Annotated in this window: 21 protein-coding genes; 4 read left to right on the top strand and 17 right to left on the bottom strand. The window is 29.1% G+C overall.

The features are described 5' to 3' along the window. Positions 1 to 5 precede the first annotated feature (5 nt). From L8X97_RS01980 to groES, 3 genes are all read right to left on the bottom strand, one after another. Complete coding sequence (locus L8X97_RS01980) at positions 6 to 575, bottom strand: NUDIX domain-containing protein (RefSeq protein WP_263662502.1); 570 nt, start codon at positions 573 to 575, stop codon at positions 6 to 8. Positions 576 to 703: 128 nt separating this feature from the next. Beyond that, positions 704 to 2,341: a chaperonin GroEL gene (groL, locus tag L8X97_RS01975; protein ID WP_263659042.1), complete on the bottom strand. Its 1,638-nt coding sequence runs from the start codon at positions 2,339 to 2,341 to the stop codon at positions 704 to 706. Positions 2,342 to 2,354: 13 nt separating this feature from the next. Continuing rightward, on the bottom strand, positions 2,355 to 2,615 hold the full coding sequence (gene groES / locus L8X97_RS01970) for a co-chaperone GroES (protein WP_039626536.1): 261 nt from the start codon (positions 2,613 to 2,615) through the stop codon (positions 2,355 to 2,357). 162 nt (positions 2,616 to 2,777) lie between these two features. Between groES and L8X97_RS01965 the strand changes: the two genes are divergently transcribed. After that, positions 2,778 to 5,321, top strand: a complete 2,544-nt coding sequence (locus L8X97_RS01965; RefSeq protein WP_263662501.1) for a hypothetical protein — start codon at positions 2,778 to 2,780, stop codon at positions 5,319 to 5,321. A 34-nt stretch (positions 5,322 to 5,355) separates the two neighbouring features. On the opposite strand, the gene hpf is transcribed toward L8X97_RS01965, so the two are convergent. From hpf to yajC, 13 genes are all read right to left on the bottom strand, one after another. Next, entirely contained in the window at positions 5,356 to 5,874 is a 519-nt protein-coding gene (gene hpf, locus L8X97_RS01960; RefSeq protein WP_133318716.1) for a ribosome hibernation-promoting factor, HPF/YfiA family, read from the bottom strand. A gap of 79 nt (positions 5,875 to 5,953) precedes the next feature. Continuing rightward, positions 5,954 to 6,634 (bottom strand): endonuclease III domain-containing protein, encoded by a 681-nt coding sequence (locus L8X97_RS01955; protein WP_263662500.1) that lies wholly within the window; start codon positions 6,632 to 6,634, stop codon positions 5,954 to 5,956. Continuing rightward, entirely contained in the window at positions 6,631 to 9,570 is a 2,940-nt protein-coding gene (locus L8X97_RS01950; protein ID WP_263662499.1) for a DEAD/DEAH box helicase, read from the bottom strand. The genes L8X97_RS01955 and L8X97_RS01950 overlap by 4 nt, the downstream gene beginning before the upstream one ends. Then, positions 9,560 to 9,964 (bottom strand): bactofilin family protein, encoded by a 405-nt coding sequence (locus tag L8X97_RS01945; RefSeq protein ID WP_263660127.1) that lies wholly within the window; start codon positions 9,962 to 9,964, stop codon positions 9,560 to 9,562. Before L8X97_RS01945 ends, L8X97_RS01950 begins: the two co-directional genes overlap by 11 nt. Next, complete coding sequence (locus L8X97_RS01940; RefSeq protein ID WP_243705623.1) at positions 9,892 to 10,803, bottom strand: M23 family metallopeptidase; 912 nt, start codon at positions 10,801 to 10,803, stop codon at positions 9,892 to 9,894. Before L8X97_RS01940 ends, L8X97_RS01945 begins: the two co-directional genes overlap by 73 nt. After that, complete coding sequence (locus tag L8X97_RS01935; RefSeq protein WP_263661012.1) at positions 10,790 to 11,959, bottom strand: Mur ligase family protein; 1,170 nt, start codon at positions 11,957 to 11,959, stop codon at positions 10,790 to 10,792. Before L8X97_RS01935 ends, L8X97_RS01940 begins: the two co-directional genes overlap by 14 nt. Before the next feature lies 1 nt (position 11,960). Further along, positions 11,961 to 13,328 carry a hypothetical protein gene (locus L8X97_RS01930; RefSeq protein WP_263662498.1) on the bottom strand — a complete coding sequence of 456 codons (1,368 nt, stop codon included), beginning with the start codon at positions 13,326 to 13,328 and terminating at the stop codon, positions 11,961 to 11,963. Then, on the bottom strand, positions 13,329 to 13,826 hold the full coding sequence (gene lptE, locus L8X97_RS01925; RefSeq protein WP_133318709.1) for an LPS assembly lipoprotein LptE: 498 nt from the start codon (positions 13,824 to 13,826) through the stop codon (positions 13,329 to 13,331). It abuts the gene before it with no gap. Further along, on the bottom strand, positions 13,823 to 16,252 hold the full coding sequence (leuS, locus tag L8X97_RS01920; RefSeq protein WP_263662497.1) for a leucine--tRNA ligase: 2,430 nt from the start codon (positions 16,250 to 16,252) through the stop codon (positions 13,823 to 13,825). The genes lptE and leuS overlap by 4 nt, the downstream gene beginning before the upstream one ends. A gap of 8 nt (positions 16,253 to 16,260) precedes the next feature. After that, positions 16,261 to 16,602 (bottom strand): DUF6394 family protein, encoded by a 342-nt coding sequence (locus L8X97_RS01915; RefSeq protein WP_133318707.1) that lies wholly within the window; start codon positions 16,600 to 16,602, stop codon positions 16,261 to 16,263. 2 nt (positions 16,603 to 16,604) lie between these two features. Continuing rightward, complete coding sequence (gene secF, locus L8X97_RS01910) at positions 16,605 to 17,576, bottom strand: protein translocase subunit SecF (protein ID WP_133318706.1); 972 nt, start codon at positions 17,574 to 17,576, stop codon at positions 16,605 to 16,607. Continuing rightward, positions 17,576 to 19,156, bottom strand: coding sequence for a protein translocase subunit SecD (gene secD, locus L8X97_RS01905; protein WP_039628546.1), 1,581 nt, complete (start codon positions 19,154 to 19,156; stop codon positions 17,576 to 17,578). The genes secF and secD overlap by 1 nt, the downstream gene beginning before the upstream one ends. Further along, entirely contained in the window at positions 19,149 to 19,424 is a 276-nt protein-coding gene (gene yajC / locus L8X97_RS01900) for a preprotein translocase subunit YajC (RefSeq protein ID WP_039618686.1), read from the bottom strand. Before yajC ends, secD begins: the two co-directional genes overlap by 8 nt. Here yajC and L8X97_RS01895 point away from each other — a divergent pair. Then, positions 19,394 to 20,716, top strand: coding sequence for an apolipoprotein N-acyltransferase (locus tag L8X97_RS01895; RefSeq protein WP_263659037.1), 1,323 nt, complete (start codon positions 19,394 to 19,396; stop codon positions 20,714 to 20,716). The two genes, yajC and L8X97_RS01895, sit on opposite strands and share 31 nt — an antisense overlap. A 10-nt stretch (positions 20,717 to 20,726) precedes the next feature. Here the strand turns inward: L8X97_RS01895 and metK are convergent, their stop codons facing one another. Continuing rightward, positions 20,727 to 21,920 carry a methionine adenosyltransferase gene (gene metK / locus L8X97_RS01890; RefSeq protein WP_133318704.1) on the bottom strand — a complete coding sequence of 398 codons (1,194 nt, stop codon included), beginning with the start codon at positions 21,918 to 21,920 and terminating at the stop codon, positions 20,727 to 20,729. 129 nt (positions 21,921 to 22,049) lie between these two features. Between metK and sstT the strand changes: the two genes are divergently transcribed. Both sstT and L8X97_RS01880 read left to right on the top strand, forming a co-directional pair. Then, a complete protein-coding gene (sstT, locus tag L8X97_RS01885; protein WP_263659036.1) occupies positions 22,050 to 23,276 on the top strand; it encodes a serine/threonine transporter SstT in 1,227 nt (408 codons plus the stop codon). Positions 23,277 to 23,285: 9 nt separating this feature from the next. Beyond that, the gene (locus tag L8X97_RS01880; RefSeq protein ID WP_263662496.1) at positions 23,286 to 24,164 is read left to right on the top strand and encodes an aspartate carbamoyltransferase catalytic subunit; all 879 of its coding nucleotides are present in this window, start codon (positions 23,286 to 23,288) and stop codon (positions 24,162 to 24,164) included. The last annotated feature ends 2 nt before the right edge of the window (positions 24,165 to 24,166 follow it).

The raw sequence follows: 24,166 nt of genomic DNA, 5'->3' as shown, positions 1-24,166 counted from the left end.
TAAGATTAATTCTTACCCTTAAACCACAAATACGCATACTCAAGTAAAGGAGTTTTTATAGGATTTTCTTTAGAAAACTTTTCAAAATATTTTCTTTTTATCCATACTGCTTGGATATCTTCCCCCTCAATTCCACCACCATTACCAATTTTATCATCTTCATTAATTTCAGCAAAAAATAAAAATTGTCTACTAACACCTGAACCAAAACCTGTATAAAATTCCCCTATTTTTTCTACAACCTTAGGAGCATAACCTAGTTCTTCAATACATTCTTCTTTAGCTATTTCCTCTAAACTCAAATCTTTATCAACAAGCCCTGAACAAAGCTCTATACTAAATCCCATCTCGTTTAAATTTAAGTTATTGCGTTTTTGATAATCCCATAAAGGAATTCTAAATTGCTTTACAAAAACAAAAGAATCTTTTTGAGTATGATATAAAAAAACAGAAACGCTATCTAATGCTTCTATAAAATCCCAAGTGTATTTTTTGTTATCTTTACCTATATAAGTATATCTTTTAGGCTTAATATATTTTGAGTTAGAAAATTGCTCTTCTTGTAAATTTTTCATGTAAAATCCTTATAATTTTACATCTATTATAACAAAATAAAACGAGTATGAAAAAAAATGAAAGAATTTAAAAGAGTTGCTACAAAAAGCAACTCTATAAAGAAAGCTAAAAAATATAAAGGCGGTTATTACATCATACCACCCATGCCTCCCATACCACCCATGCCACTCATATCAGGCATAGCAGGTTTGTCTTCTTTAATTTCGCTAATTGTAGCTTCAGTTGTTAAAAGCATGCTAGCTACTGATACCGCATTAAGCAAGGCTACTCTTTCTACTTTAACAGGATCGATAATACCGCTTTCAAGCATATTTACATATTCACCTTTTGCAGCATCAAAACCAGTATTTTCTTCTTTACTATTTTCTACTGTATTTACAACTACACCAGCATCAAATCCAGCATTTTCAGCAATTTGTCTTAAAGGTGCTCTCAATGCTCTTTCTACAATAGCTGCACCAATAGCCTCATCGCCTTGCAAACTCAAGCTGATTTTTGATTTTGCTTTGATTAATGCAGCGCCACCGCCTATTACTATACCTTCTTCAACTGCAGCTTTTGTAGCACTTAATGCATCATCAACTCTATCTTTTTTCTCTTTCATTTCAGTTTCAGTAGCCGCACCAACTTTAATCACCGCTACACCACCGCTTAATTTAGCTAATCTTTCTTGTAATTTTTCTCTATCATAATCTGAACTTGTTTCAGCAATTTGAGCTTTGATTTGGTTAATTCTTGCATCAATATTTGCTTTTTCACCTGCGCCATTTACAATAGTTGTATTGTCTTTATCAATAATCACGCTTGAAGCTTGACCTAAATCTTGAATACTAGCACTTTCTAAAGTTCTTCCAAGCTCTTCAGAGATCACTTCACCACCTGTTAAAATAGCAATATCTTCAAGCATAGCTTTTCTTCTATCGCCAAAGCCAGGAGCTTTAACTGCTGAAATATTTAAAACACCTCTTAATTTATTTACAACTAAAGTTGCCAAAGCTTCGCCTTCAATGTCTTCAGCTATAATTAAAAGTGGTTTTCCTGTTTTTTGAATTTGTTCTAAAATTGGTAATAAATCTTTTAAGTTGGCAATTTTTTTATCAAATAACAAAATAAAAGGATTTTGCAATTCAGCTGTCATTTTTTCAGTATTTGTAATGAAATATGGGCTTAAATAACCTCTATCAAATTGCATACCTTCAACTACATTTAATTCATCATTGATTGATTTTGCTTCTTCAACAGTGATAACACCATCTTTTCCAACTTTTTCCATAGCATCAGCGATTAAATTTCCGATTTTCTCGTCTGAATTTGCAGAAATTGTCGCAACTTGAGCTATTTCTTTTTTATCTTTAACTTCACGAGAAAGTTTTTTAAGTTCAGCTACTATAGCTTCGCAAGCTTTATCCATACCTCTTTTAACTTCGATAGGATTAGCACCTGCTGTAATATTTCTCAAACCTTCTTTAAAAATAGCATGCGCTAAAACTGTTGCTGTTGTTGTTCCATCGCCTGCTTGATCAGCTGTTTTACTAGCTACTTCTCTAACTAAAGAAGCACCCATATTTTCTAAAGAATCTTTTAATTCCACTTCTTTAGCTACACTCACACCATCTTTTGTGATAGTTGGAGCACCAAAACTTTTTTGGATTAATACATTACGACCGCGTGGCCCCATAGTGACTTTTACAGCATCATTAAGTTTTTTAACACCTTCATAAAGTTTATTTCTTGCTTCATCTGAAAAAAATATTTCTTTTGCCATTTTTTATCCTTTTTTATTTAATAATCCCTAAAACATCTTCAACATTAAGAACTAAATACTCTTCATTATCAAGTTTAATTTCAGTTCCACCGTATTTTGCAAACATTACTTTATCATTTACCTTAATATCTTCTATTTCTTTGCTTACTGCAACAACTTCACCATTTAATGGTTTTTCTTTAGCATTATCTGGTATAATAATCCCAGAAGCAGTAGTTTTCATTTCTTCTAAGCGTTTTACTAAAATACGCTTTCCTAGAGGTTGAAAATTCATTTTTTATCCTTTCTAAAATGTGCCATTTTTAGCACTCTTTGTTTTTGAGTGATAGAATTATACATTAAAGAAAGTTAATTGTCAATAAATTAAGTAAAATATATCATATAAGTTTAGTCTATATAACTAAATTTATATGATATATCATTATAAAGGTTTCTCATGAAAAAAATTCTTTACATTCTTTTAGGTGTAGTGTGTATAGCATTTCTAGCTATATATACATTATTATTTACAAGCATGGGTAATGCTTTTTTAAAGCCAAGAATCGAAACGATTATTGCTCAAAAAAGTGGTATGAATGTTAAATTTGAAAATTTTAAAATTAGTTTTTCACAACTTGACATTAAAGCAAATATTGATGATAAATTTTTTGCTAACATAGAAGGTGGTATATCACCTTTAAGACTAGGATTTGATTTAAACTATCTTTTAGGACTTAAACAAAACTATATTCAAAATCTTGGCTTAAAAAGTGATAAAGATTTTACATTTAAAGGTAGTGTTGTAGGTAAAAGTAGTGATTTTTTAGTAAAAGGTAATGGGTTTTTGTTTGATTCCAATCTTAGCTTAAATGCAAAAATTGTTGATTTTTCTCCTATAAATCTTGAATTTATTGGTAAAAATATAGATTTGGCTCAAATTTTAGATTTTGCTAATCTACCAAGATATGCTCAAGGAAAAATTAGTATTATCAGTGATATACAAGCTAAAGATTTAAAACCAAATGGTAACGCTTTGATTAATTTTTACACAAGTTCTATCAACAATACTCTCATTGAAAAAGATTTTAATCTAAGCTTACCAAAACAAAGCTATATAAAGGGTGAAATAAGATCTTTAATCCAAAGCAATGAAGTTATTTCTAAAAGTGAAATTTTAAGTAACTTCTTCAAACTTTATACACAAAAAAGTATTTATGATATAGCAAAACAAAGCTTAACTAGTGATTTTGATATCAAAATAGATGATTTTAATCAATTTTCATCTCTAGCCAAAATGAAACTCCAAGGTAAAAGTCAAATTCAAGGTAATTTACTTTTTGCAAACAATCAATTGCAAAAATTAGATGCTGACTTACTTGGATTTGGTGGTAGCTTAAAAGCTGTTTTAGAAAATAATAATCTTAATATCAATACAACTAATATAGAAGTAGCAGAACTTTTAAAAACCATATCCATACCTGCTTTTATTAATTCTAAATTAGTTTTAGATTTAAAAGCACAAGGGCTTGATTTTAAAAATTTCAATCTAAACACTAGGTTAAACAATGCAAATATAAATGTTATGGAATTTAAAAAACTAAGCAATCTTGATTTTCCAAAAACAAATTTTAACTTACAAGCTAAAGCAAATGCGAAAAATTCTTTGATTGATTATGAAGCTTTACTTGATTCAAACATAGCAAAAATACCTCAACTAAAAGGTTCATATAACCTTACAAACAAAGATTTAAATGTACAAATTAGTGCTTTTATAGATAATCTTAACAAATTAAAACCTTTAACCAAACAAGATCTCAATGGACCTTTAAATTTAGATGCCAAAGTTGATCTTAAGTCAAATCAAATTCAAAATCTTGATGCAAATATTAAAATCATGCAAGGGCTTATCAATGCAAAATCCAATGGAAAAAGTTTACAAGCAAAGATTGATAATATAAAATTAGAACAACTTTTTCCTTTGATAGGACAAAAAGTTTTAGCATTTGGTGATGTAAATGCAGATATTGACTTAAAGTCACTTGATTTTAACAATATTAATGGTGATTTTAAAGCAATCATTAATTCTTCTTTTAATGAAGTAGAATTATCCAAGCTTTTAGAGAAAAAATTTCCAAAGAATACTTCAGCAAAAATCAATCTTGATGGAAAAATTTCTAAATCAATCATTGATTTTAACGCTAAAGTTCTAAGTTCATTTGCAAATATTAATTCATTAAAAGGTAAATTTGATCTTAATCAAATGGCTCTAGTAAGCACTTATAATATATCATTGCAAGATTTTTCTAAGCTAGGATTTTTAGTTGATAGAAACTTAAAAGGTAAGGCTGATTTTGAAGGAAAATTTGATTTTAAAAACGCTTTAATAGATGCAAGTATTAATAGTAAAAATATATTTAACGGCTCATTAAATGCCACTTTAAAAAATAATATTTTTAACGCTAAAATGCAAAATACCGATCTTTCAAATTTAACTCAAAGCTTAGATTTACCTGATTATTACCAAGCAAAATCAAATTTAAGCATTGATTATAATCTTTTAAAAGAAAGTGGTGTAGTGCTAATGAATTTAGCCGATGGGCAACTTAAGAAAAATCTCATCACAGGTGCTTTAATGTTACTTTTACAAAAAGATATCACTCAAGATGTATATCGCAACGGTGAAGCCAAAATAAATATCAACAAAAATCTTATAGATTTAAATTTAAACCTAGTGGCTGATAGAAGCAATATAAATATTAGCAAAGGTAAGGTTGATACAAAAAGTACCAAATTAAACATTCCTTTTAATATCGTCATTGATAGAGCAAACTTCAAAGGTGTTATAAAAGGAACAACACAAGATCCTAAAGTAAGTCTTGATACAAAAAGTGTTGTAAATTCCATTGTTAATACAATAGGTGGAAATGCTAGTGATGGCGCTAAAAATACAGGTAAAAAAGTAGATCAAGCAATAGATAAAATTTTTAACAAACTCTTCTAATAAATCTAGCCTTTAAAAAAAGGCTAGATTTTTATTAAAATAAACCAAATTTACCATCTTTTTTCTTATATAACACCCTCATTTTTGCATCTATGTCATTAAAAACTAAAAATATATCTTTACTTGCTTTTAATTTTTCCAATGCTTCTTCAATTTCCAAAGGCTTATATAGCTCAAGTTCTGTTGGAACTATCTCATCTTCCTCAATCAAGCTCGGTAATACTAAATTTTCTTTTATCTCATCTTGATGTTTATGGGTAATATTTTTATCATGCAATCTTCTTAAAACCTTAGAAATTCTATCAATAGCTAAATCTATAGCAGCATATAAGTCTTTATCTTTTTGCTTTACAACCACTGTATTAATACCGGCTAGATTAATGCTAAATTCAGCCCAAAATCCTTTCTTTCCATGCCTTTCATCAGCACTTATAACACAACGCGCAGAAATCACATCTAAGCCATATTTACTTAAAGCATCAAAGCTTTTTTCCACATACTCTTTTATAGACTCAGTTAGCTCAAATTGCTTTCCAACTATACTTGTATTCATTACTTCTCCTTTTTATGAAGTTAAATACATTATAGCACTTTAATCGTAAAAAAAATAACTTTTTAAATAAAAAATAAATTTAAAATTTTAAAGGATCTAGAATAAGCACACCATCCTCTGAAAGTTTTTTACCTTGAAAGTGTGTTTTACAAAAAGAAACAATTAAAGCATGAAAAATTTGATAAAGCTCATATAATTTACATTCTTTTTTTAATAAAACACACAATTCTTGTTGATTTTTAGCTATGTCTTTTTTTAAAAAATCTGCCAACTCATCATAACTTTGACACTCATAGCCTAAATAATTAGCTATTTTTGCACTATAAGCATCAACTACTAAAACTTCTTTTTTGCATATATAATTTAAAATTCCATCAGCACTTTCTTGACCAAAACCCTTAATATCCAAAAGCCATTCTCTATCAACTTCTTCTTTAAAAAGCTCAAAAGAATTAAAATATTGAAAATATTTTTGAGTAAAATTTTTAATATATTTTGCCTTAGTATTATAAAATCCACTTGGCTTTATTAAAAACGCTAAATCTTGAGTATTTAAATTTGATAAATCTTCTATCTTAGTAATATTTGCTTGTTTTAAATTTATCAAAGCTTTCAATACATTTTTCCAATTTGTATTTTGAGTTAAAACTACAGAAATTAAAATTTCAAACTCACTTAAAGTATTATTTTCTAGCCATTCAAAATCTTTATAAACAATATTTGCATTAACTAAAGCTTTAAAAATTTCATATCCACTCATGCTTTTTCACTCTTTCTTAAATGCATCAAAATAGCCTCAATTACATCATCATCGTCTTTACTTTTTGCCTTAATGACTTCCTTGCTCTCATCATCTTTTACAAAACAAATATTTTGCTCATAATTACTCACTAGTTTATAATGCTTGCTAGCTAAAATTTTTATGATGATTAAATCCAAAAACTGCTTTGTGAAGATATCAGGCCTTCCAAAACGATCATTCATCTCACTTTCTATCTCATAAACTTCATTAACACTCATACATTTACTAAGTCTTCTATAAAGTTCTAATCTCAAACGATCTTCGCTAATATACTCACTATTTAAAAAAGCATTGATATTAAGCTTTAGATCTATTTTTTTCTCTTTAATTTCTTCTTTTTTACTTAATTTATTAATCTCATCTTCTAACATTTTAAGATACAAACTATAACCAATTTGTTCTATATGTCCACTTTGATCTACGCCTAATAAATTTCCACCACCACGAATTTCTAAATCATGGTAAGCAAGCACGCTTCCTGAACCTAAATAAGAATTACTCTCTAAACTCGTAAGTCTTTTTAAAGAATCTTTTGTGATTTTTTCCTTATCTTCAATCAAAAAATAACAATATCCTTGCTTAGCACTACGCCCTACTCTTCCTCTAAGTTGGTGCAAATCAGCCATACCAAAACGATCTGAATTTTCTACTATAATAGTATTTGCATTTGCTAAATCAATACCACTTTCAACTATAGAAGTACAAAGCAATAAGTCATATTCTTTATTTTCGAATTTAATCATTTCTTCTTCAGTAGTTTTTGCATCAATTTTAGAATGCAAGATTAAAATTTTTAAATTTGGAAACAAATCTAAAAGATATTTTTTACACCCATCAATACTTGCTATATGATTGTGTATATAAAAAATCTGTCCCGCTCTTCTTAATTCTCTTGAAATAGCTTCTTTAACCAAAGCATCACTACTTTCTCTAACAAAGGTACGCACATCCAAACGATCCTCAGGTGGAGTTTGTAAAACACTATATGACTTTAAAGAGCTAAGAGCTTGATTTAAACTTCTTGGTATAGGCGTTGCTGACATAGATAGAATATGTGAATTTTTACTTAGTTCTTTGAGTTTTTCTTTTTGTTTTACACCAAATTTATGCTCCTCATCTATCACGACTAAACCCAAATTTTCACACTTAACCCCTAAAAGAGAATGCGTTCCAACCACTACACAAGGCTTATTTTCTTTTAAAAATGCTAAAACTTGTTTTTTTTCTTTAGCACTAGTAAAACGATCTAGCTTAAAAACCTCTATATCAAAAGAATCAAATCTTCGTTTTAAGGTTTTAAAATGCTGGGCTGAAAGCAAAGTAGTTGGCACAAAAAATAAAGCCGTATAACCACTTTTTACACAAGTAAATATAGCGTTCATAGCAACTTCTGTTTTACCAAAACCCACATCGCCACTTAAAAGCCTATCCATCACCTGCATACTTTTTAAATCTTGAGTGATTTCTTGACAAACTTGACTTTGATCTTTAGTGTAAAAAAATCCTGCCTTATTGATAAATTCATCTTGTAATTCTTGAGAAATTTTTAATTCTTTTGCTTTTATCAAAGCTCTAGCCGCTGCTAAAGAAACTATATTTGAAGCAATGGCAAATAATTTTTCTTTTAATCTTTCCTTGATTTTTAAAAAACTTCCTTTTCCAAGCTTATCAAGTAAAGGCACGCCACCACTTGCACCGATATATTTATCAATCATATATAAATTTTCAACAGGCAATAAAAGCTTATCGTTATTTAAATACCCAAGAGCGACAAATTCTTTTTTTGCTCCTGCTATTGCAATAATCTCAAGACCTAAAAATTTAGCTACACCATAATCTTCATGCACAACAAAATCCCCAACCCTAAGCTCATCTATTACCAAACTTGCTTTTCTAACTCTTTTATTTTTTTCTTTTTTATTTAAAGATATGATAAGCTCATCTTGAGTACTTAAATTAATTCTTTCTTGGGATATTTTTAATTTAATATTTGAAAATTCTTGTAAATTTAAAGCTTTAAACAAAGCTTCATTTTTTGCCAAAATAGTAATTTTTTTATCTTTGTGAAAAGTGAAAAAATCATAATTATAAGAACTTACCAAATCTTTATAAAATTTTGGTTCAGGTAAAATATTTTGATTGATTTTACTAATATCTTCTTCAAAATCATTTACATCAAATTTTTTTATGCTTACAAAATTTAAATCTAAATAATCACAAAAATCATCAACACACCAAAAACCTAAAGAATTAACATCATTTATAATGCTTTGACTTTGGAAATTTTGAATTTTTTCTTGTAAATTTTCATATTGCTCTTGACTAAAAGCACTCAAAAAAGGACAAATTTCTATATTGGAGAGTTCAGTAGGGATTGATTTTTGTGTATGTATATCAAAATATCTTATACTTTCTATCTCATCTGAAAAAAGTAAAATTCTAAAAGGTTGTTCTTCATTAATCGCAAAAATATCTATAATATCCCCGCGTATTGAAATTTCACCCTTATCTTGAACTATATCTACAAACTCATATCCACTATGTAAAATTTCTTCTTTAAATTTCTCTAAAGCAAGAAGTGAATTTCTTTTAAGAATAATGTTTTTTAGATGCTTTTTACCTGGTAATTTTTGCAAAATTGTTTTTATGGGAGATATTAAAATTTTTTTTTCATTTTCTTTATGATAAACATTTAATACTTTACAAATTTCAAAAAGTTCTTTAGAAAAAGAGCGTAAATCGCTACCAAATTCTGCTCTAAAATCAGGTAAAATAAAAGTTTTTAATTTTAAAAATAAGCAAACTTGAGCTAATTCATCTGCTTCTTTATCATTCTCACAAATTATTAACTCAGTTTTATTACTTAATAAATATTCATATAATTTAGCTTGCATTTTCTGAATTTTCTATACTCACATCAATAGTTGCAAGCTCTTCTTCTTTTTCAATTATTTTACTACTTCCGTTAAATTTCCCACCATTTTCAATACTTAATTGTTTAACTATGATATTACCATTAAGTACACCGCCGGATAAAATTTCTAAAGAATCAACTTGCATTTCTCCCTCAAAAACTCCATTGATTACTATTTTACTTGCCTTAACTTGTCCTTTTAAAACACCACTTTTACCTATCACTATCACATTAGAAGAATTAATTACTCCTGTAATTTCTCCATCTAAATGAAGCATAGAATCAAAATAAAATTTTCCTTCTATTTTTGCTCCGTTTGAAATGACTGTAGTTTCGGATACTGCAGCAATAGAGCCTTTATTAAAGATTGCCATGGCACTCTCCTTTCTTTTTCAAAAATTTGTTCATAGTTTTTTCGGTTTAAATCTATAAAAATCTTAGGATCTAAAAGTTTATTAATAAATCTAACCTCATAATGCAAATGCGGGCCCGTAGAAAGACCTGTATTTCCCGTATAACCCAACAAATCACCTTTTTTTACAAATTGCCCTGCTTTGACAACATCCTGACGCGTCATATGCGCATAAACCGTTTTAAAACCAAAATTATGGATCAAAATCACTGAGTAACCATAACCATTATTGCTATATGCAGCGTATTCAACCACTCCATTTGCAGGCGCATAAATAGGAGTTTTTAAAGCTGCTCTTAAATCAATACCTGGATGAAATTCTTTTTTATTTAATATAGGATGATGACGCCATCCGAAATTACCTGTGACTCCATTATCTTCTATCACATGACCATTTGGAATTTGTGTTAAAAATAAATAAGCTTGATCATTAGTAAGTTTGACTTTTTCTAATCTTTCTGGTATATCTAAACTTTCATCTTGCTTTAAGCCTAAATTATCCTCAATATCTGCAAGTTGGGTTTGGAGTTCATCATATAAGGCTGTTTTTTCCTCTAAACTTTTTTGCATACTCTCATTTTGAGAAAACAATTTAGTATTCTTTGAAGATAATATTTCTTGTTCTTTTAAAAGCTCTGAACGCTTATCTGCTAGATAATTAATATATAAAGCACCTAAAACTATAACAACAAAAACAAAAGTAGTAAAATAAATTATTACTTTTTTTATAATCTGACTTAATAAAAAATGTCTAGAACCATTTACATCTGTAATAGTTAGCGTAAATTTATCTTTCATTATAGCCTCTTAAAAATTTTTCTACCAATACAAAAGAACCAAAAACTAAATATAACTCATCTTTTTTTATTTGTTCAAATTTTTGATAAACAATATCTAATTTTTCTAAATTTTCTAGCAAAACAGAACCCGCCAAAGGTCTATCTTTACTTTCATAATCATAAATTTCAACTATTTTTATTATAGGTTTTAAAACCTTTAAAATTTTATAAGAATCTTTATCTAAAAAGCAATTATAAACTAAATGAACTTTTTTTTCCTTGAAAATTTCAACTAAAGCTAAAGCCGCCATTTCATTATGTCCTACATCAATAAAAATATTTTGACTTATTTGCTCGCACCTTCCTTTTAAATCAAGTTTTGGTAGATTTTTGATACTTTGAATTAATTCTTTTTCATTTTTAGCACAAATTTTAGAAAAAGCTTCTAAAGCTAAAAAAAGATTATCTTTTAAAAAAGTCGCAAAATTATATTTTTGAATATATTCTTGTACATAAGGATAAATAAAATTATTTTTTTCTAGCAAACTGATACTTAAACTAGCTCGTTTTAAATTTGCTATTTTTTGAGCCAAATTTAATACTTTTGCTTCTTGCTTATGATTAATTAAAGCTTTGGCACTCATGGCTTTTAATTTTGTTCTTGCTATTTCTTCTAAATTTTTACCTAATAAATCTTGATGATCAAATCCTATTTTAGTAAAAATACTAAAATCTATTTCAAAAACACTTGTCGCATCATACTCCCCACCTACTCCGGCTTCTAAAATCACATAATCACAATCTTTAAAAATAAAAAAAGCTAAAAAAGTAGCGTATTCAAAATAACTAAGTTTTTTCACATCTTCCAAAAAAACACTTTCTAGTTTTTCATGCGCTTTTTCTAAAAGTTCATTGCTTGCAATTTTGCCATTTAACCAAAATCTTTCATTAAATTCAAAAATATGTGGACTTGTATAATGACCTACTTTATATCCTTGCTCTAAAAGTAAAAGCGCTAAAAATCTACCCGTACTTCCTTTACCATTAGTGCCAATAATTTGGATATTTTTAGTTTTTGGAATAAATTTTTTATACTTCTCATACATGCTAAACATAAAAAATCTACTAATTTTTTGCACATACATAGTTTTTTGTGAAAGTGTTTGTTGAAATTTCATGCTAAGCTTTTTGGATTAATTCTTTTAAAATATCACCATCTGGAAATTCTTTTTTTTCTATGCAAGAAGATGATAAAATAAGTTTAACTACTTCTTCTTTATAAATGAATTTATAATCATCTATAAGCTTTAAGGCTTTTTCTATAAAAATCTGAGCACTTTCTAAATTTTTACCTGGAAGTATAACCAAATAAGAACTTTCATCTAAAATCCAAATTTCACCCATATCTTTACATAAATCTTTAAGTATCTTTTTAAACTTTCCACTAATTGCCTTAAAACTATCAACACCATAAACATTAATAACATGCTCTATATTATTAATTTTAAAAAAACATAATGCATAATTAACAGCATAAAGCTTATAGTTTTCATCAAGTTTTTTAAGTTCTTGAGCAAGACTCCACTGCTCTCTTTGCTCATCATCACTTGTAGCTTGAATTTGAGTTTTAATTTGCGCTATTTGCTCGTTTGCATATAAAAGTTTATCTTTTAGTGTATCAAAATTAATTTGAACATTACCATTTTCATCTTTAGTTAAAGCATTAATAAATTTCACATCTTCTTGGCTGTTATCATACAGCTTTGATACCATTTCATTTAAGCTTTCTAAGTGCTGATTAAAAAAAGAAAGGTTTTTTTGTATATAATATTTATCTGTTGCTTCTTTTTTTTGCAACATTAAATAATACTCATGTGCAAATTCTTTCCTGGCAATTAATTTAGGATTTTCTTTTAAATTTTGTTTAAACTGCTCAAGCTCTTTACTTGCTCCAAACAAAGACTCCAAAGAAGCTAGTAAAAGTTCAGCCTGCTTCTCATAAGATCTCTCCTTTAACATAACAATGAGTTTTTCAACTAAAGTGTGAAAATCCAAAAACGCTCGAATATTAAATTCTTCTAATTTTTTTAAAAGCTCATAATCCTCATAAGATTTTTCAAGCTCTCTCCATTTAGCCCTTAAAAGATATATGGTTTCTAAATCCATAGCTTGAGATAATCTGTGTTGAGTAATTTTTGCTAATTCTTTGATTTTTTTATCTTTGCTAATACTAAGTTGTTGCACAATCAAATCAAGCAAAGCATAAACATCTTCATATTTTCTACTTACCTGCCTATTAAGCCTAGAAACTAAAAACATCAAAAACTCATCAATAGTTCGAATGCTTTTTCCTTTTAGCTCTTGCTTATAAATATCATCTAAAAGATTAGTATATTTTTCTATCCTTGCTTTATTAAAACTCATCACCCCCGCTTTTTTAGCACATTCTTCAAATACCTCACTATAATTTTCAGGAGTTGGATGCAACTTACGCTCTTTTAATTTTATCAATGTTTCTTTTGCAATCTCATTGATATGACTTGCCATTTATTTATAACCCCTAATAGCTATAATAGAAACAAATTCATCAAAAGCTTCACTTGATGCATTTTTAATTGCTTCAAATCTAGCTTGATCGCTAATAATAGAATTTGGATTAATATCAAAATTATAACTTCCCTTGGTATTTACAACTTCTTCTTTACCATTTTTATAACGCATAAGAAATTCCAAGTAAAGCTCTGCTTTATAATTAACTACATAGCCATTTCTATCATACACCATAGGATGAAATTCTAACTTTTTCATCGTAACTATAATAGAACTATCTGCATTATGCTCATCTGTGACTTTTCTGCCAAGCTTATTAAGCATAGCTTCTCTTAAAATATCTGTTATATAAACACTATTTTCGGGATCTTGTTTACTAATATTGATTTTCAAAAATACATTTTCACCCAAAACCCTACTTGCCATTTGAGATGATGGGATATATCCACAAGATATAATAAAAAAAGCAAAAAAAGATATTAAATATTTTTTCATTTAACCACCAAATTTACCAATTTCTTATCAATATAAATTTCTTTTACAATGGTTTTTCCTTCTAGCCATTTTGCAACATTTTCTTTAGCCAAAGCTAAAATCTCATCTTCTTTAGCCTCTGAATTTATTTCAATCTGTGCTCTTTTTTTACCATTAACACTAATAGCTATATTAAAACTATCTTTTACAAAAACTTCTTCTTTTATTTTTAATACTTTAAAATTTTCACATTTAAACAAATGCTCGCTAAGCTCAAAACAAACATGAGGGATAATAGGCTCTAAAATATTTAAAATAATATAAAAAGCTTCTTTTAAAACTTCTTTATGATTTATAGCATTTAAGGTATTTAAAGCTTCCATACATGCAGCTATTAAGGTATTAAAGGCAAAACTTTCTTCATAAACTTCAAAAGATTTTTTCAAAGCTTCATATACTTTTAATCTAGCATATTTTTCTTCTTTATTTAAACTTTGATGATCAATTTCTTGTAATTTTCCACATTCTAAACTCATAGCCTTTTCATAAAGCCTATTGATAAATTTAAACGCACCCTCTAGCGCACTATCGTTCCATTCAAGTTCTTTAGCAGGTGGTGCAGCAAACAATATAAACAATCTTGCACTATCTGCTCCATATTTTTCTATAATATAATCAGGATCTACTACATTACCCTTAGATTTACTCATCTTAGCACCATCTTTAGTGACCATTCCTTGGGTTAAAAGTCTATTAAAAGGCTCATCATCTTTTAAATAACCCAAATCTCTAAGTGCTTTTTGGAAAAATCTAGCATAGAGTAAATGCAATATCGCATGTTCAATCCCACCAATATATTCATCAACATTCATCCAATAATTAACACTTTTTTCATCTACCGCTTTTTCTTGCCATGTTTTATCATCACTTGCAAAACGCGCAAAATACCAAGAACTTTCAAAGAAAGTATCTAAAGTATCGCTTTCTTTTTGTGCTTTTTTACCACATTTTGGACAAATGCACTCTTTCCATATTTCATGCTTATCAAGTGGATTTCCCTCTCCATTTATAATCACATCTTCAGGCAAGGTAATAGGTAAATTTTCTATTTTTTGAGGAACTATGCCACAAGAATTACACTTAATCATTGGTATAGGAGCACCCCAATATCTTTGTCTAGAAACACCCCAATCACGAATTTTAAAATTGGTAACCTTTTTACCAATACCCAAAGATTCAATTTTTAAACTAATTTTTTCTCTAGCATCATCACATTCTAATTGATCAAATTCGCCACTATTGGTTAAAACACCTTCTTTTAAAGTGTAGCATTGTGCGTCATTTTCATCTTTATAAATTACTTTTTTTATAGCTAAATTATAAGTTTTTGCAAACTCATAATCTCTTTCATCATGAGCAGGCACACTCATAACAGCCCCACTACCATAATCACTTAAAACAAAATTAGCTACCCATAAAGGAATTTTTTCTTTACTTAGTGGATGGATTACATGAAGATTTAAAAAATATCCTTCTTTTGGTGCAGCTTGTCTTTGGCGGGGTGTTTGATTTTGTATATTTTGAATTTTTATGATAGTATCTTGATCTAGTAATTTTTTATCAATTAATTCATTTACTATTTCATGATCAGGTGCTAAAGCAATGTAAGATACTCCATAAATAGTCTCAGCTCTTGTTGTAAAAACATTGATCTTTTTTGCACTGATTTTATCATTTTCTTCTATATCAAAATCAAAACTAAGTCCTGTGCTTTTACCTATCCAATTTTCTTGCATAGTCAAAACCTGACTTGGCCATTTTCCTTCTAATTTTTTAAGATCTTGCAATAATTCATCTGCATAAGCGGTAATTTTTACATAATATCCTGGCATTTTTTTTCTAATGACTTCATGTCCACAACGCCAACATTTGCCATCTTCAACTTGCTCATTTGCTAAGACTGTTTTATCATTCTCACACCAATTAACTTCAGCTTCTTTAGTATAAACAAGTCCTTTTTCATACATTTTGATAAAAAATTCTTGCTCAAATTTAGTATATAGAGGATCAGAAGTAGCAAACATTCTTTTTTTAGAAAAGGAAAAGCCCAAAGAAGCAAGTTCATTTTGCATATAATCAATATTTTCATAAGTCCATTTCTTAGGATGAATACCGTGTTTTATCGCAGCATTTTCAGCAGGCATACCAAAACTATCAAAACCTATAGGATGTAAGACATTAAAACCTTTTTTTCTATAATATCTAGCCATAGCATCACCTATGCTATAGTTTCTCACATGCCCCATATGAATTCTACCACTTGGATATGGAAACATAGATAAAATGTATTTTTTTGGTAAAGAAAAATCATCTTTTGGCTCAAAATATTCTTTTTCTTGCCAAATTTTTTGCCATTTTTTTTCTATTTTACCTGCCTCATATGCCATTTTAACTCCTAATTTTCTTCTTGACTTTTTACTGAATCAACTATAACTAAAATCATTGAAAAGATATTAGCTATCAAAGCACCAATTGCTAAAGTATAAACCATAACATTAGCCTCTGGATTAATTTGTATTAAAGCAAAAGCTGGAATTAAATGCAAATCAGCCACTAAAGAACTAGCAAATAATTCAGCTGCTAAGAAATTTCTAACTCCGATTTTCAATAAAGTAGAAATTAAATTCACACAAGCTGCAATAAATAATGCAACTTCATTTTGATCATATAAAAATCCTGCGGTTGTAGTTAAGCTCATTAGAGCAAAAAAGATATAAATAACCTTACCCCAATTCATTTTTACACCGTTCCTTTTTCATACATCGCTCTTAATTTCTCTTTTTCTTGTTTTTTCTTTACTTTTTCTAATTCTTTTTGACGATACTGCGTAACACTAAATTTAAACCATAAAAGTGCTGGACTTGCTACAAATATAGAACTTGCAGTACCTGCTACAATACCCACTATCATAGTTAGAGCAAAACCTTCTATCATAGATCCACCAAAGAAATAAAGCACTACAACAGTAATCAAAGTTAATCCCGTTGTTAAGGTAGTTCTTGATAAAGTTGCAGAAACTGATTCATTGATAATTAAATCAAGTTTTGAATTTTTACTTGTTTTAACACCTTCTCTAATCCTATCAAAAATAATAATCGTATCATTTAAAGAATATCCAAGCACGGTTAAAACAGCCGCCAAAATATCTAAATTTACATCTATTTCAAACAACGCAATAGCGCCTAAAGTAATGACTATATCATGAATTTCACACACAATAGAAGCCATAGCAAAACGCCATTCAAATCTCACTGCTAAATAAATCAAAATAGCAATCAAAGAAATTCCAACCGCCATAAGACCTTTATTACGCAGTTCATCTCCTACTTTTGGACCTACTACATCCACACGGCGCACTTCAAATTTACCTGTATCTTTTAATAAATTTGCAATACTTACTCCAATGTCACTTCCCAAGCTATCGCTACTTCCTGAAAAACGAATAATCACTTCATTAGCACTACCAAATTCAGTAACGCTAGCACCTTTTAAATTTTCATTGATAGCTAAAGCTTTGCGAATTTCAGCCAAAGGAGCTTTTTGCTCGTATTGAAGTTGCACTAAAGTTCCACCGGTAAAATCAATACCAAAATTCAAACCCTTAGTAAAAAGGATAAAAATAGAACCAAAAAATAAAATAAAAGACAAAGAGATGGCTGCAAATCTCATTCTCATAAAATCATAAACATGTTTTTGACTAAAAAATTGCATTAAGGTCTCCTATATCCAAACCATAATCTTGTATTATTGCTTTTTTCCATACGGTTCATAAACATTTCAAACATACCATGAGTTCCAACAATAGAAGTAATCATCGAAACTAAAATCCCAATACTCAAAGTCACCGCAAAACCTTTTACCGCACCTGTTCCATAAGCATAAAGTACCACTGAAGTAATAAGCGAAGTAATGTTAGAATCTAAAATCGCGCTCATTGCATGCTTATAACCATTTTCAACACTTTGCCTTATGCTAGCACCTTCTCGCAATAACTCCCTAATTCTTTCATTAATAATAACATTAGAATCTACTGCCATACCCACAGTCAGTACAAGTCCTGCCATACCAGGTAAAGTTAAAGTTGCACCAAACATAGCCATTACAGCAATAATCACTAAAATATTTGCCACTAAAGCAATATTAGCAAAAATTCCTGCTATACCATAATACATCACCATAAATGCAATAACTAATATAGAAGCACCTGCTAGGGCTATCATACTCATTTTAATACTATCAGCACCCAAAGATGGTCCAACACTTCTTTTTTCAAGCATTTTAACCGGTGCTAAAAGCGCTCCACTTCTTAAAGCAATGGCCACATCATGAGCTTCTTCTACAGTAAAGCTACCACTAATTTGGCCACTACCTCCACCTATTCTTTCATTAATTCTTGGAGCTGAATATACTTTATTATCTAAAACTATAGCTAAGCGTTTGCCTACATTATTTCCTGTATAGTCTCCAAATTTTTTAGCACCTTCTGAATTTAAGGTAAAATTAATAACAGGAAGATTATTACTTTGCGCAAAACCTACTTTTGCATCTGTTAGCATAGAACCATCAAGAATAGGTATAGATTTTACTAGATATTTAATTTGAGGATTTTTTGCATCTTCAAAAATTAAATCTCCATATTCAGCAGCTTGAGCTGGAGTAAGATTATTTACCTGATCCATTCTAACATCATCTACTTCCATTAATTGCAAATGTGCAGCTTTTGCAATAAGTTCTCTAGCTCTAGCCTCATCTGCAGCAGTTTTAATACCTGGAAGTTCGACTAAAATTTTATCCTCACCTGATCTTGCTACATTTGGCTCTGCAAGACCAAATTGATCAAGTCTATTTCTAATTGTTTCTACAGCTTGCAAAATAGCTTGCTCATGAGTTAATTTAATTTCTTCTTGGGTTAAAGAAAGTGTGTAGTGTAAATTTTCGTGTGTAATAGCCAAGCCTTTAATGTCTTTTAACAACAAATCAACCTTAGCTACATCATTTTCATCCAATAAACTAAATTCAATACTAGTATCATTTACTTTGATTTTATCAACAATAATATCTTCTTTATTGATAGAATAACTAAGAGAAGAGGCTATGGATTTAACCTTTGACTTAACTGCCTCTTCCACTTCTACACCTAATAACATATGCAAACCACCTTGCAAATCAAGTCCTAGGTTAATCTTAGCACCACTTTGGGTTTGCATAAAAGAAGGTATAGAAAAAACAAGCCCTATAAGAAAAACTACAAAGAAAATAATACTTCTATAAGTAATTTTTCCACTACGCATCAATTTTCTTTGCTATAAAATCTCTAGAAATTTTTACAACTACATTTTCATCATTAAGCTTAACTTTGATAAAATCCTCTTCTGGTTTTACCACCTCGCAAATTATCCCACCATTTGTGATGATTTTATCTCCTTTTTCTAAAGATGAAACCATCAACTTATGGTCTTTTGCTTGTTTTTGTTGTGGTCTAATAACCAAAAAATAAAAAATCGCAAAAAGCACAATGAGAGGCAACAATGAAGTCCAAATATTTCCGTTTTCTGCCATTTCTTCCCCTTTTTTTTAAGTTCATAAATTCTAATTCTACCACTTTTAAAATAATAAAAGCCTTTTTTTCTGCACTTTTATTGTCAAATTTTATTTATTTTTCTTTTTTTGAAAATTTACTTTTCGAATTTATCTCACCGTTTTTAAGCATATATGGTTTAATTTTATTACTAAGAAACAAAAGTAAAGCAGGATATTTTTACACCGGTTTTTTTATAGGAATTTTATGGTTTTGGTGGATAGGTTTATCATCAATTTATTTCAATTTAGCTTATTTAATTCCTTTAGAAATTATCTTAATTGGATTAATTTATGGATTTTTGTTTTTTATATGTTTTTTTCTTAAATATGATTTTTTAAGACTTTGTGGAATTTTTTTACTTTGTTTTATTCATCCTTTTGGCTTTGATTGGCTAAATTGGGGTGTTTTAAGTGTATATGGAATCTTTGATGCAAGTTACCAAGGTATTATAGCTATGTTTTTGATTGCTTATTTTTATTATGAAAAATATATTTCAAGATATTATAAAATAGCAATTATTCTAATCCTTATTCTAATCGGTGCTCAATATAATCAAAAACAATCGCAAACGCTAAATTTAGACTATAAATTAATCCAAACTAATATCTCCCAAGATCAAAAATTCATACAAGAAAATTTACAAACTCATTCTAAAGATATATTTTATCAAATCAACAAGACTATAAAAGAAGGTAAAGAAATAATTATTTTTCCTGAAACTGCTTTTGCTTTTGCATTAAATAAAGCACCAAGTTATTTACAAGCCTTAAAAGATTTATCAAAACAAATCATCATCATCACAGGTGCTATAAGCACTACACCTAATCATCTATACAATAGTACTTATGTATTTGACAATGGCAACATACAAGTTTTTAACAAACATTATCTTGTACCTTTTGGAGAAGAAATTCCTATATTTAAAAACTTTTTTAAAAAATATCTTTTAAATATTGATGAATTTTCAAAAGGAAAAGAATTAAATCAATACACTCTAAATAATCAGCTCATCACTAATGCTATCTGCTTTGAAGCTACAAAAGAAAAACTTTACAAACACTCAAAAATCATCATCGCTATTTCAAACAATGCTTGGTTTAATTTTTCAAGTGAGTATAAATTACAAAATTTTCTAATGCGTTTTTATGCAAATAATTATAATGTAAGCATATATCATGCAGTTAATGGAAAAGAAAATGCGGTAATTAAGCCAAAAGAGATATTGATTTTAAAGATAAAAGAAAAACTTTTAAAGCAAAATGAAGCTTAAAAGCTTCATTTTATAATGCCTTAAATTCATCAAGTGCGTCTAATTTTTCCCAAGGATAATCAGCTTGACCCACTTGACCACGAGCAGCTACATCAGCATACATGAAAGTATCTTTACTTGGTTTATCAAGATTGAATTTATTTTTAATCCAATTTGGAGTTAATGGGAAAGTTTTCATCACAAAATCACTTAAAATATCATCATTTAATCTTGTATTTGTTCCCATGCAATCCACACTTACAGAAGTTGGTTTAGCCACACCTATAGCATAAGAAAGTTGTACTATACATTTTTTAGCAAGCCCTGCTGCTACAATATTTTTAGCAAGCCATCTTGCAGCATAAAGTCCGCTTCTATCAACCTTAGTATAGTCTTTAGAAGATTGTGCACCACCTCCTATTGGAGCATAGCCACCAAAGCTATCTACTATAAGCTTTCTTCCTGTTAAACCACTATCATGTAATGAGCTGTGATTTACATATTTTCCCGTTGGGTTGATTAAAATTCTTGTTTTTTCTGGGCAAAAAAGCTCTTTTGGTAAATTTGAATCCAAAATCAAATCCATCACCAAAGCTCTTAAATCTTCTATTTTCATACTTTCAACACAAGGAGCTGAAACTACAATAGTATGGATACTTTGAGGTTTGCAATTTTCAAAATTTTCTTTATTTGCATAATCAATTGTAACTTGAGTTTTAATATCTACTCCAAGTTTATCAGGATTGTTTTTTGCAAACTCATATACTTTATCACAAAGCATTCTAGCATAAGAAATAGCTGCTGGCATATATTCTTTTGCTTCATTGCTTGCAAAACCAAACATTATACCTTGATCACCTGCTCCAATCTCTCCATCTTCTTGATCAACACCTTGATTGATATCAGGACTTTGCTCATTTAAAAATACCATTACATCTAAATCATCAGGGTGCAAACATTGTTTTTTGCTAAAATGCGGATTTCCATTGTAACCAATATCTGCTAGAGCTTTTTTTACAATATTTTCATAATCTTGTTTTTCTAGTTTATATTTTGATTTAATCTCACCACCAATTACTACTTTATTTCCTGCTACAAAAACCTCACTAGCAACCCTTGAGTCTTTATCATGAGTTAAAAAGGCATCAACTATAGAATCAGCTATAATATCAGCACATTTATCAGGATGTCCTGCACTAACAACTTCAGAAGTAAATAAATACATATTTTATATTCCTTATCATAAAAAATTCTAGCTTTATTTTAACACAAGCTAACTTAAAAATCAAAAAGCTTATTTAAGCTTTACTTTGCTAGAATAAATTTAAATTTATCACTACAAAAAAGGTAAGAAATGAGTTTATTTTCTTATGCAATCAAACGCTATAAAGATGGAAATCTTATTTTACAAATTTGCATAGGTATTGTTTTAGGAATTTTAGTAGGTATTTTTTCTAAAGATTTAGCTATTTTTGCAAATATTTTTGGTGCTTTATTTACAGGAGCTTTAAAAGCTATAGCACCAATTTTAGTTTTTATTTTAATTTTAACAACCATTTGCACAAAAGAATTTAATCATGGAAGTGAGAAAATAAAACACATTATTTTCTTGTATATTTTTGGAACCTTTTTAGCTTCTTTAAGCGCAGTTAGTATAAGTTTTATCTTTCCTGTAGAATTAGTATTAACCGATATTGAAAAAGCTTCCACTACAAGCCCTGTGCATATAGGCGAAGTATTTAAAACCTTACTATTTCAAGTAGTAGACAACCCGATCCATGCCTTATCTTCAGGAAATTATTTAAGCATATTAGCTTGGGCTATTGGTGGAGGTTTTGCTCTAAGACATTGCTCTAATGATGCAAAACAACTTTTTACTGATATAAACGAGGGTGTATTAAAAATTGTTAAATTTATAGTCAAGCTTGCTCCTTTTGGAATTTTTGGACTTGTGGCTAATTCAGTTGCCCAAACAGGAGCAGCAGGACTTTTAAGTTATGTTAAATTATTAATAATTTTAGTTTTGACTATGTTTTTTGTAGCTTTTGTGATTAATGCTTTAATTGTCTTTGCTTATACAAAGAAAAATCCTTATCCTTTGATTTTTATTTGTTTAAAACATAGCGCTGTTTTTGCATTTTTCACAAGAAGTTCTGCAGCAAATATTCCTGTAAATATGGCACTTTGCTCCAAATTAAATATCAACAATAATCTATATAGCATTTCTATTCCACTAGGTGCTACGATTAATATGGCAGGGGCAGCTGTAACCATAGCTATATTAAGTCTTGCGGCAGCTCACACAGTAGGTATTGAAATAAATTTTTTACAAGCTATGCTTTTGAGTGTTTTAGCTGCATTTGCAGCTTGTGGAGCTAGCGGGGTTGCTGGAGGTTCACTCTTACTTATACCACTTGCTTGCTCTTTGTTTAATATTGATTATGACATAGCTATGCAAGTAGTTGCGGTTGGTTTTATCATAGGGGTTATCCAAGATAGTGTTGAAACTGCATTAAATAGCTCAACAGATGTTTTATTTAGTGCTATTTGTTCAGATAATGAGCTTAATTTAAAAATTTAAGGAGGACTTATGAGGCATTTAATTACTACAAAAGATTTTAACAATGATGAAATCTTGGCTTTATTTAAAGAAGCAAAAGAATTTTTGGATGAAAAACCGCGTACATTTTTAGAAGGAAAAAGTGTTACAACAATTTTCTTTGAAAATTCAACACGCACTCAATCAAGCTTTGAAACAGCCGCAAGAAGACTAGGTGCTAAAGTTTTAAAATTAGATGTTTCAAAAAGTAGTTCAAGCAAAGGTGAAACACTTTTTGATACTGCTGCGAATTTAGATGCAATGGCACCAAGTGCTATTGTAGTTAGACACAAAAACTCAGGTGTACCTCATACTTTAGCAAATTATACTCATTGTCCTATAGTTAATGGAGGTGATGGTAAACACGCTCATCCTACCCAAGCTTTGCTTGATCTTTTTACCATAATGGAGCATTTTGATTATAATGTTAAAGGTAAAAAAATAGCAATAGCAGGAGATATTAAAAACTCACGCGTTGCTGCTTCAAATTTAGAATTATTACCTCGTTTTGGTATAGACATTACCCTAGTAGCCCCGCCTCATTTTATGCCAAATTATCCTATTAAAAAAACAAATAAACTAAAAGAAGTTATTGATGATGTAGATATTATCATGAGTCTTAGAACACAAACTGAAAGACACAATATTCCAACCTATGCATCGCTTAAAGATTATGCAAATGATTTTTGTATTAGCAAAGATTTAATAAAAGATAAAAATCTCATTATCTTACATCCTGGTCCTGTACATAGAAATATCGATATTAGCGATGAAGTAATGGCTGATAAAAGATGTAAGGTTTTAACTCAAGTTAAAAATGGTGTTGCCATTAGAATGGCTGTATTAAAAAAACTCATTTTAGAAAGCTAAAA

It is taken from the genome of Campylobacter sp. CNRCH_2013_0671h (genome assembly GCF_025773055.1).
Classification (GTDB): domain Bacteria; phylum Campylobacterota; class Campylobacteria; order Campylobacterales; family Campylobacteraceae; genus Campylobacter_D; species Campylobacter_D lari_D.
The sequence above is the reverse complement of the archived record's forward strand: the minus strand, read 5'-3'. Positions and strand labels throughout refer to the sequence as shown.

Coding starts and splice junctions, on each gene's coding strand:
- L8X97_RS01980 (WP_263662502.1), bottom strand. CDS start 575: ATGAAAAATTTACAAGAAGAGCAATTTTCTAACTCAAAATATATTAAG.
- groL (WP_263659042.1), bottom strand. CDS start 2,341: ATGGCAAAAGAAATATTTTTTTCAGATGAAGCAAGAAATAAACTTTAT.
- groES (WP_039626536.1), bottom strand. CDS start 2,615: ATGAATTTTCAACCTCTAGGAAAGCGTATTTTAGTAAAACGCTTAGAA.
- L8X97_RS01965 (WP_263662501.1), top strand. CDS start 2,778: ATGAAAAAAATTCTTTACATTCTTTTAGGTGTAGTGTGTATAGCATTT.
- hpf (WP_133318716.1), bottom strand. CDS start 5,874: ATGAATACAAGTATAGTTGGAAAGCAATTTGAGCTAACTGAGTCTATA.
- L8X97_RS01955 (WP_263662500.1), bottom strand. CDS start 6,634: ATGAGTGGATATGAAATTTTTAAAGCTTTAGTTAATGCAAATATTGTT.
- L8X97_RS01950 (WP_263662499.1), bottom strand. CDS start 9,570: ATGCAAGCTAAATTATATGAATATTTATTAAGTAATAAAACTGAGTTA.
- L8X97_RS01945 (WP_263660127.1), bottom strand. CDS start 9,964: ATGGCAATCTTTAATAAAGGCTCTATTGCTGCAGTATCCGAAACTACA.
- L8X97_RS01935 (WP_263661012.1), bottom strand. CDS start 11,959: ATGAAATTTCAACAAACACTTTCACAAAAAACTATGTATGTGCAAAAA.
- L8X97_RS01930 (WP_263662498.1), bottom strand. CDS start 13,328: ATGGCAAGTCATATCAATGAGATTGCAAAAGAAACATTGATAAAATTA.
- lptE (WP_133318709.1), bottom strand. CDS start 13,826: ATGAAAAAATATTTAATATCTTTTTTTGCTTTTTTTATTATATCTTGT.
- leuS (WP_263662497.1), bottom strand. CDS start 16,252: ATGGCATATGAGGCAGGTAAAATAGAAAAAAAATGGCAAAAAATTTGG.
- L8X97_RS01915 (WP_133318707.1), bottom strand. CDS start 16,602: ATGAATTGGGGTAAGGTTATTTATATCTTTTTTGCTCTAATGAGCTTA.
- secF (WP_133318706.1), bottom strand. CDS start 17,576: ATGCAATTTTTTAGTCAAAAACATGTTTATGATTTTATGAGAATGAGA.
- secD (WP_039628546.1), bottom strand. CDS start 19,156: ATGCGTAGTGGAAAAATTACTTATAGAAGTATTATTTTCTTTGTAGTT.
- L8X97_RS01895 (WP_263659037.1), top strand. CDS start 19,394: ATGAAGTCCAAATATTTCCGTTTTCTGCCATTTCTTCCCCTTTTTTTT.
- yajC (WP_039618686.1), bottom strand. CDS start 19,424: ATGGCAGAAAACGGAAATATTTGGACTTCATTGTTGCCTCTCATTGTG.
- metK (WP_133318704.1), bottom strand. CDS start 21,920: ATGTATTTATTTACTTCTGAAGTTGTTAGTGCAGGACATCCTGATAAA.
- sstT (WP_263659036.1), top strand. CDS start 22,050: ATGAGTTTATTTTCTTATGCAATCAAACGCTATAAAGATGGAAATCTT.
- L8X97_RS01880 (WP_263662496.1), top strand. CDS start 23,286: ATGAGGCATTTAATTACTACAAAAGATTTTAACAATGATGAAATCTTG.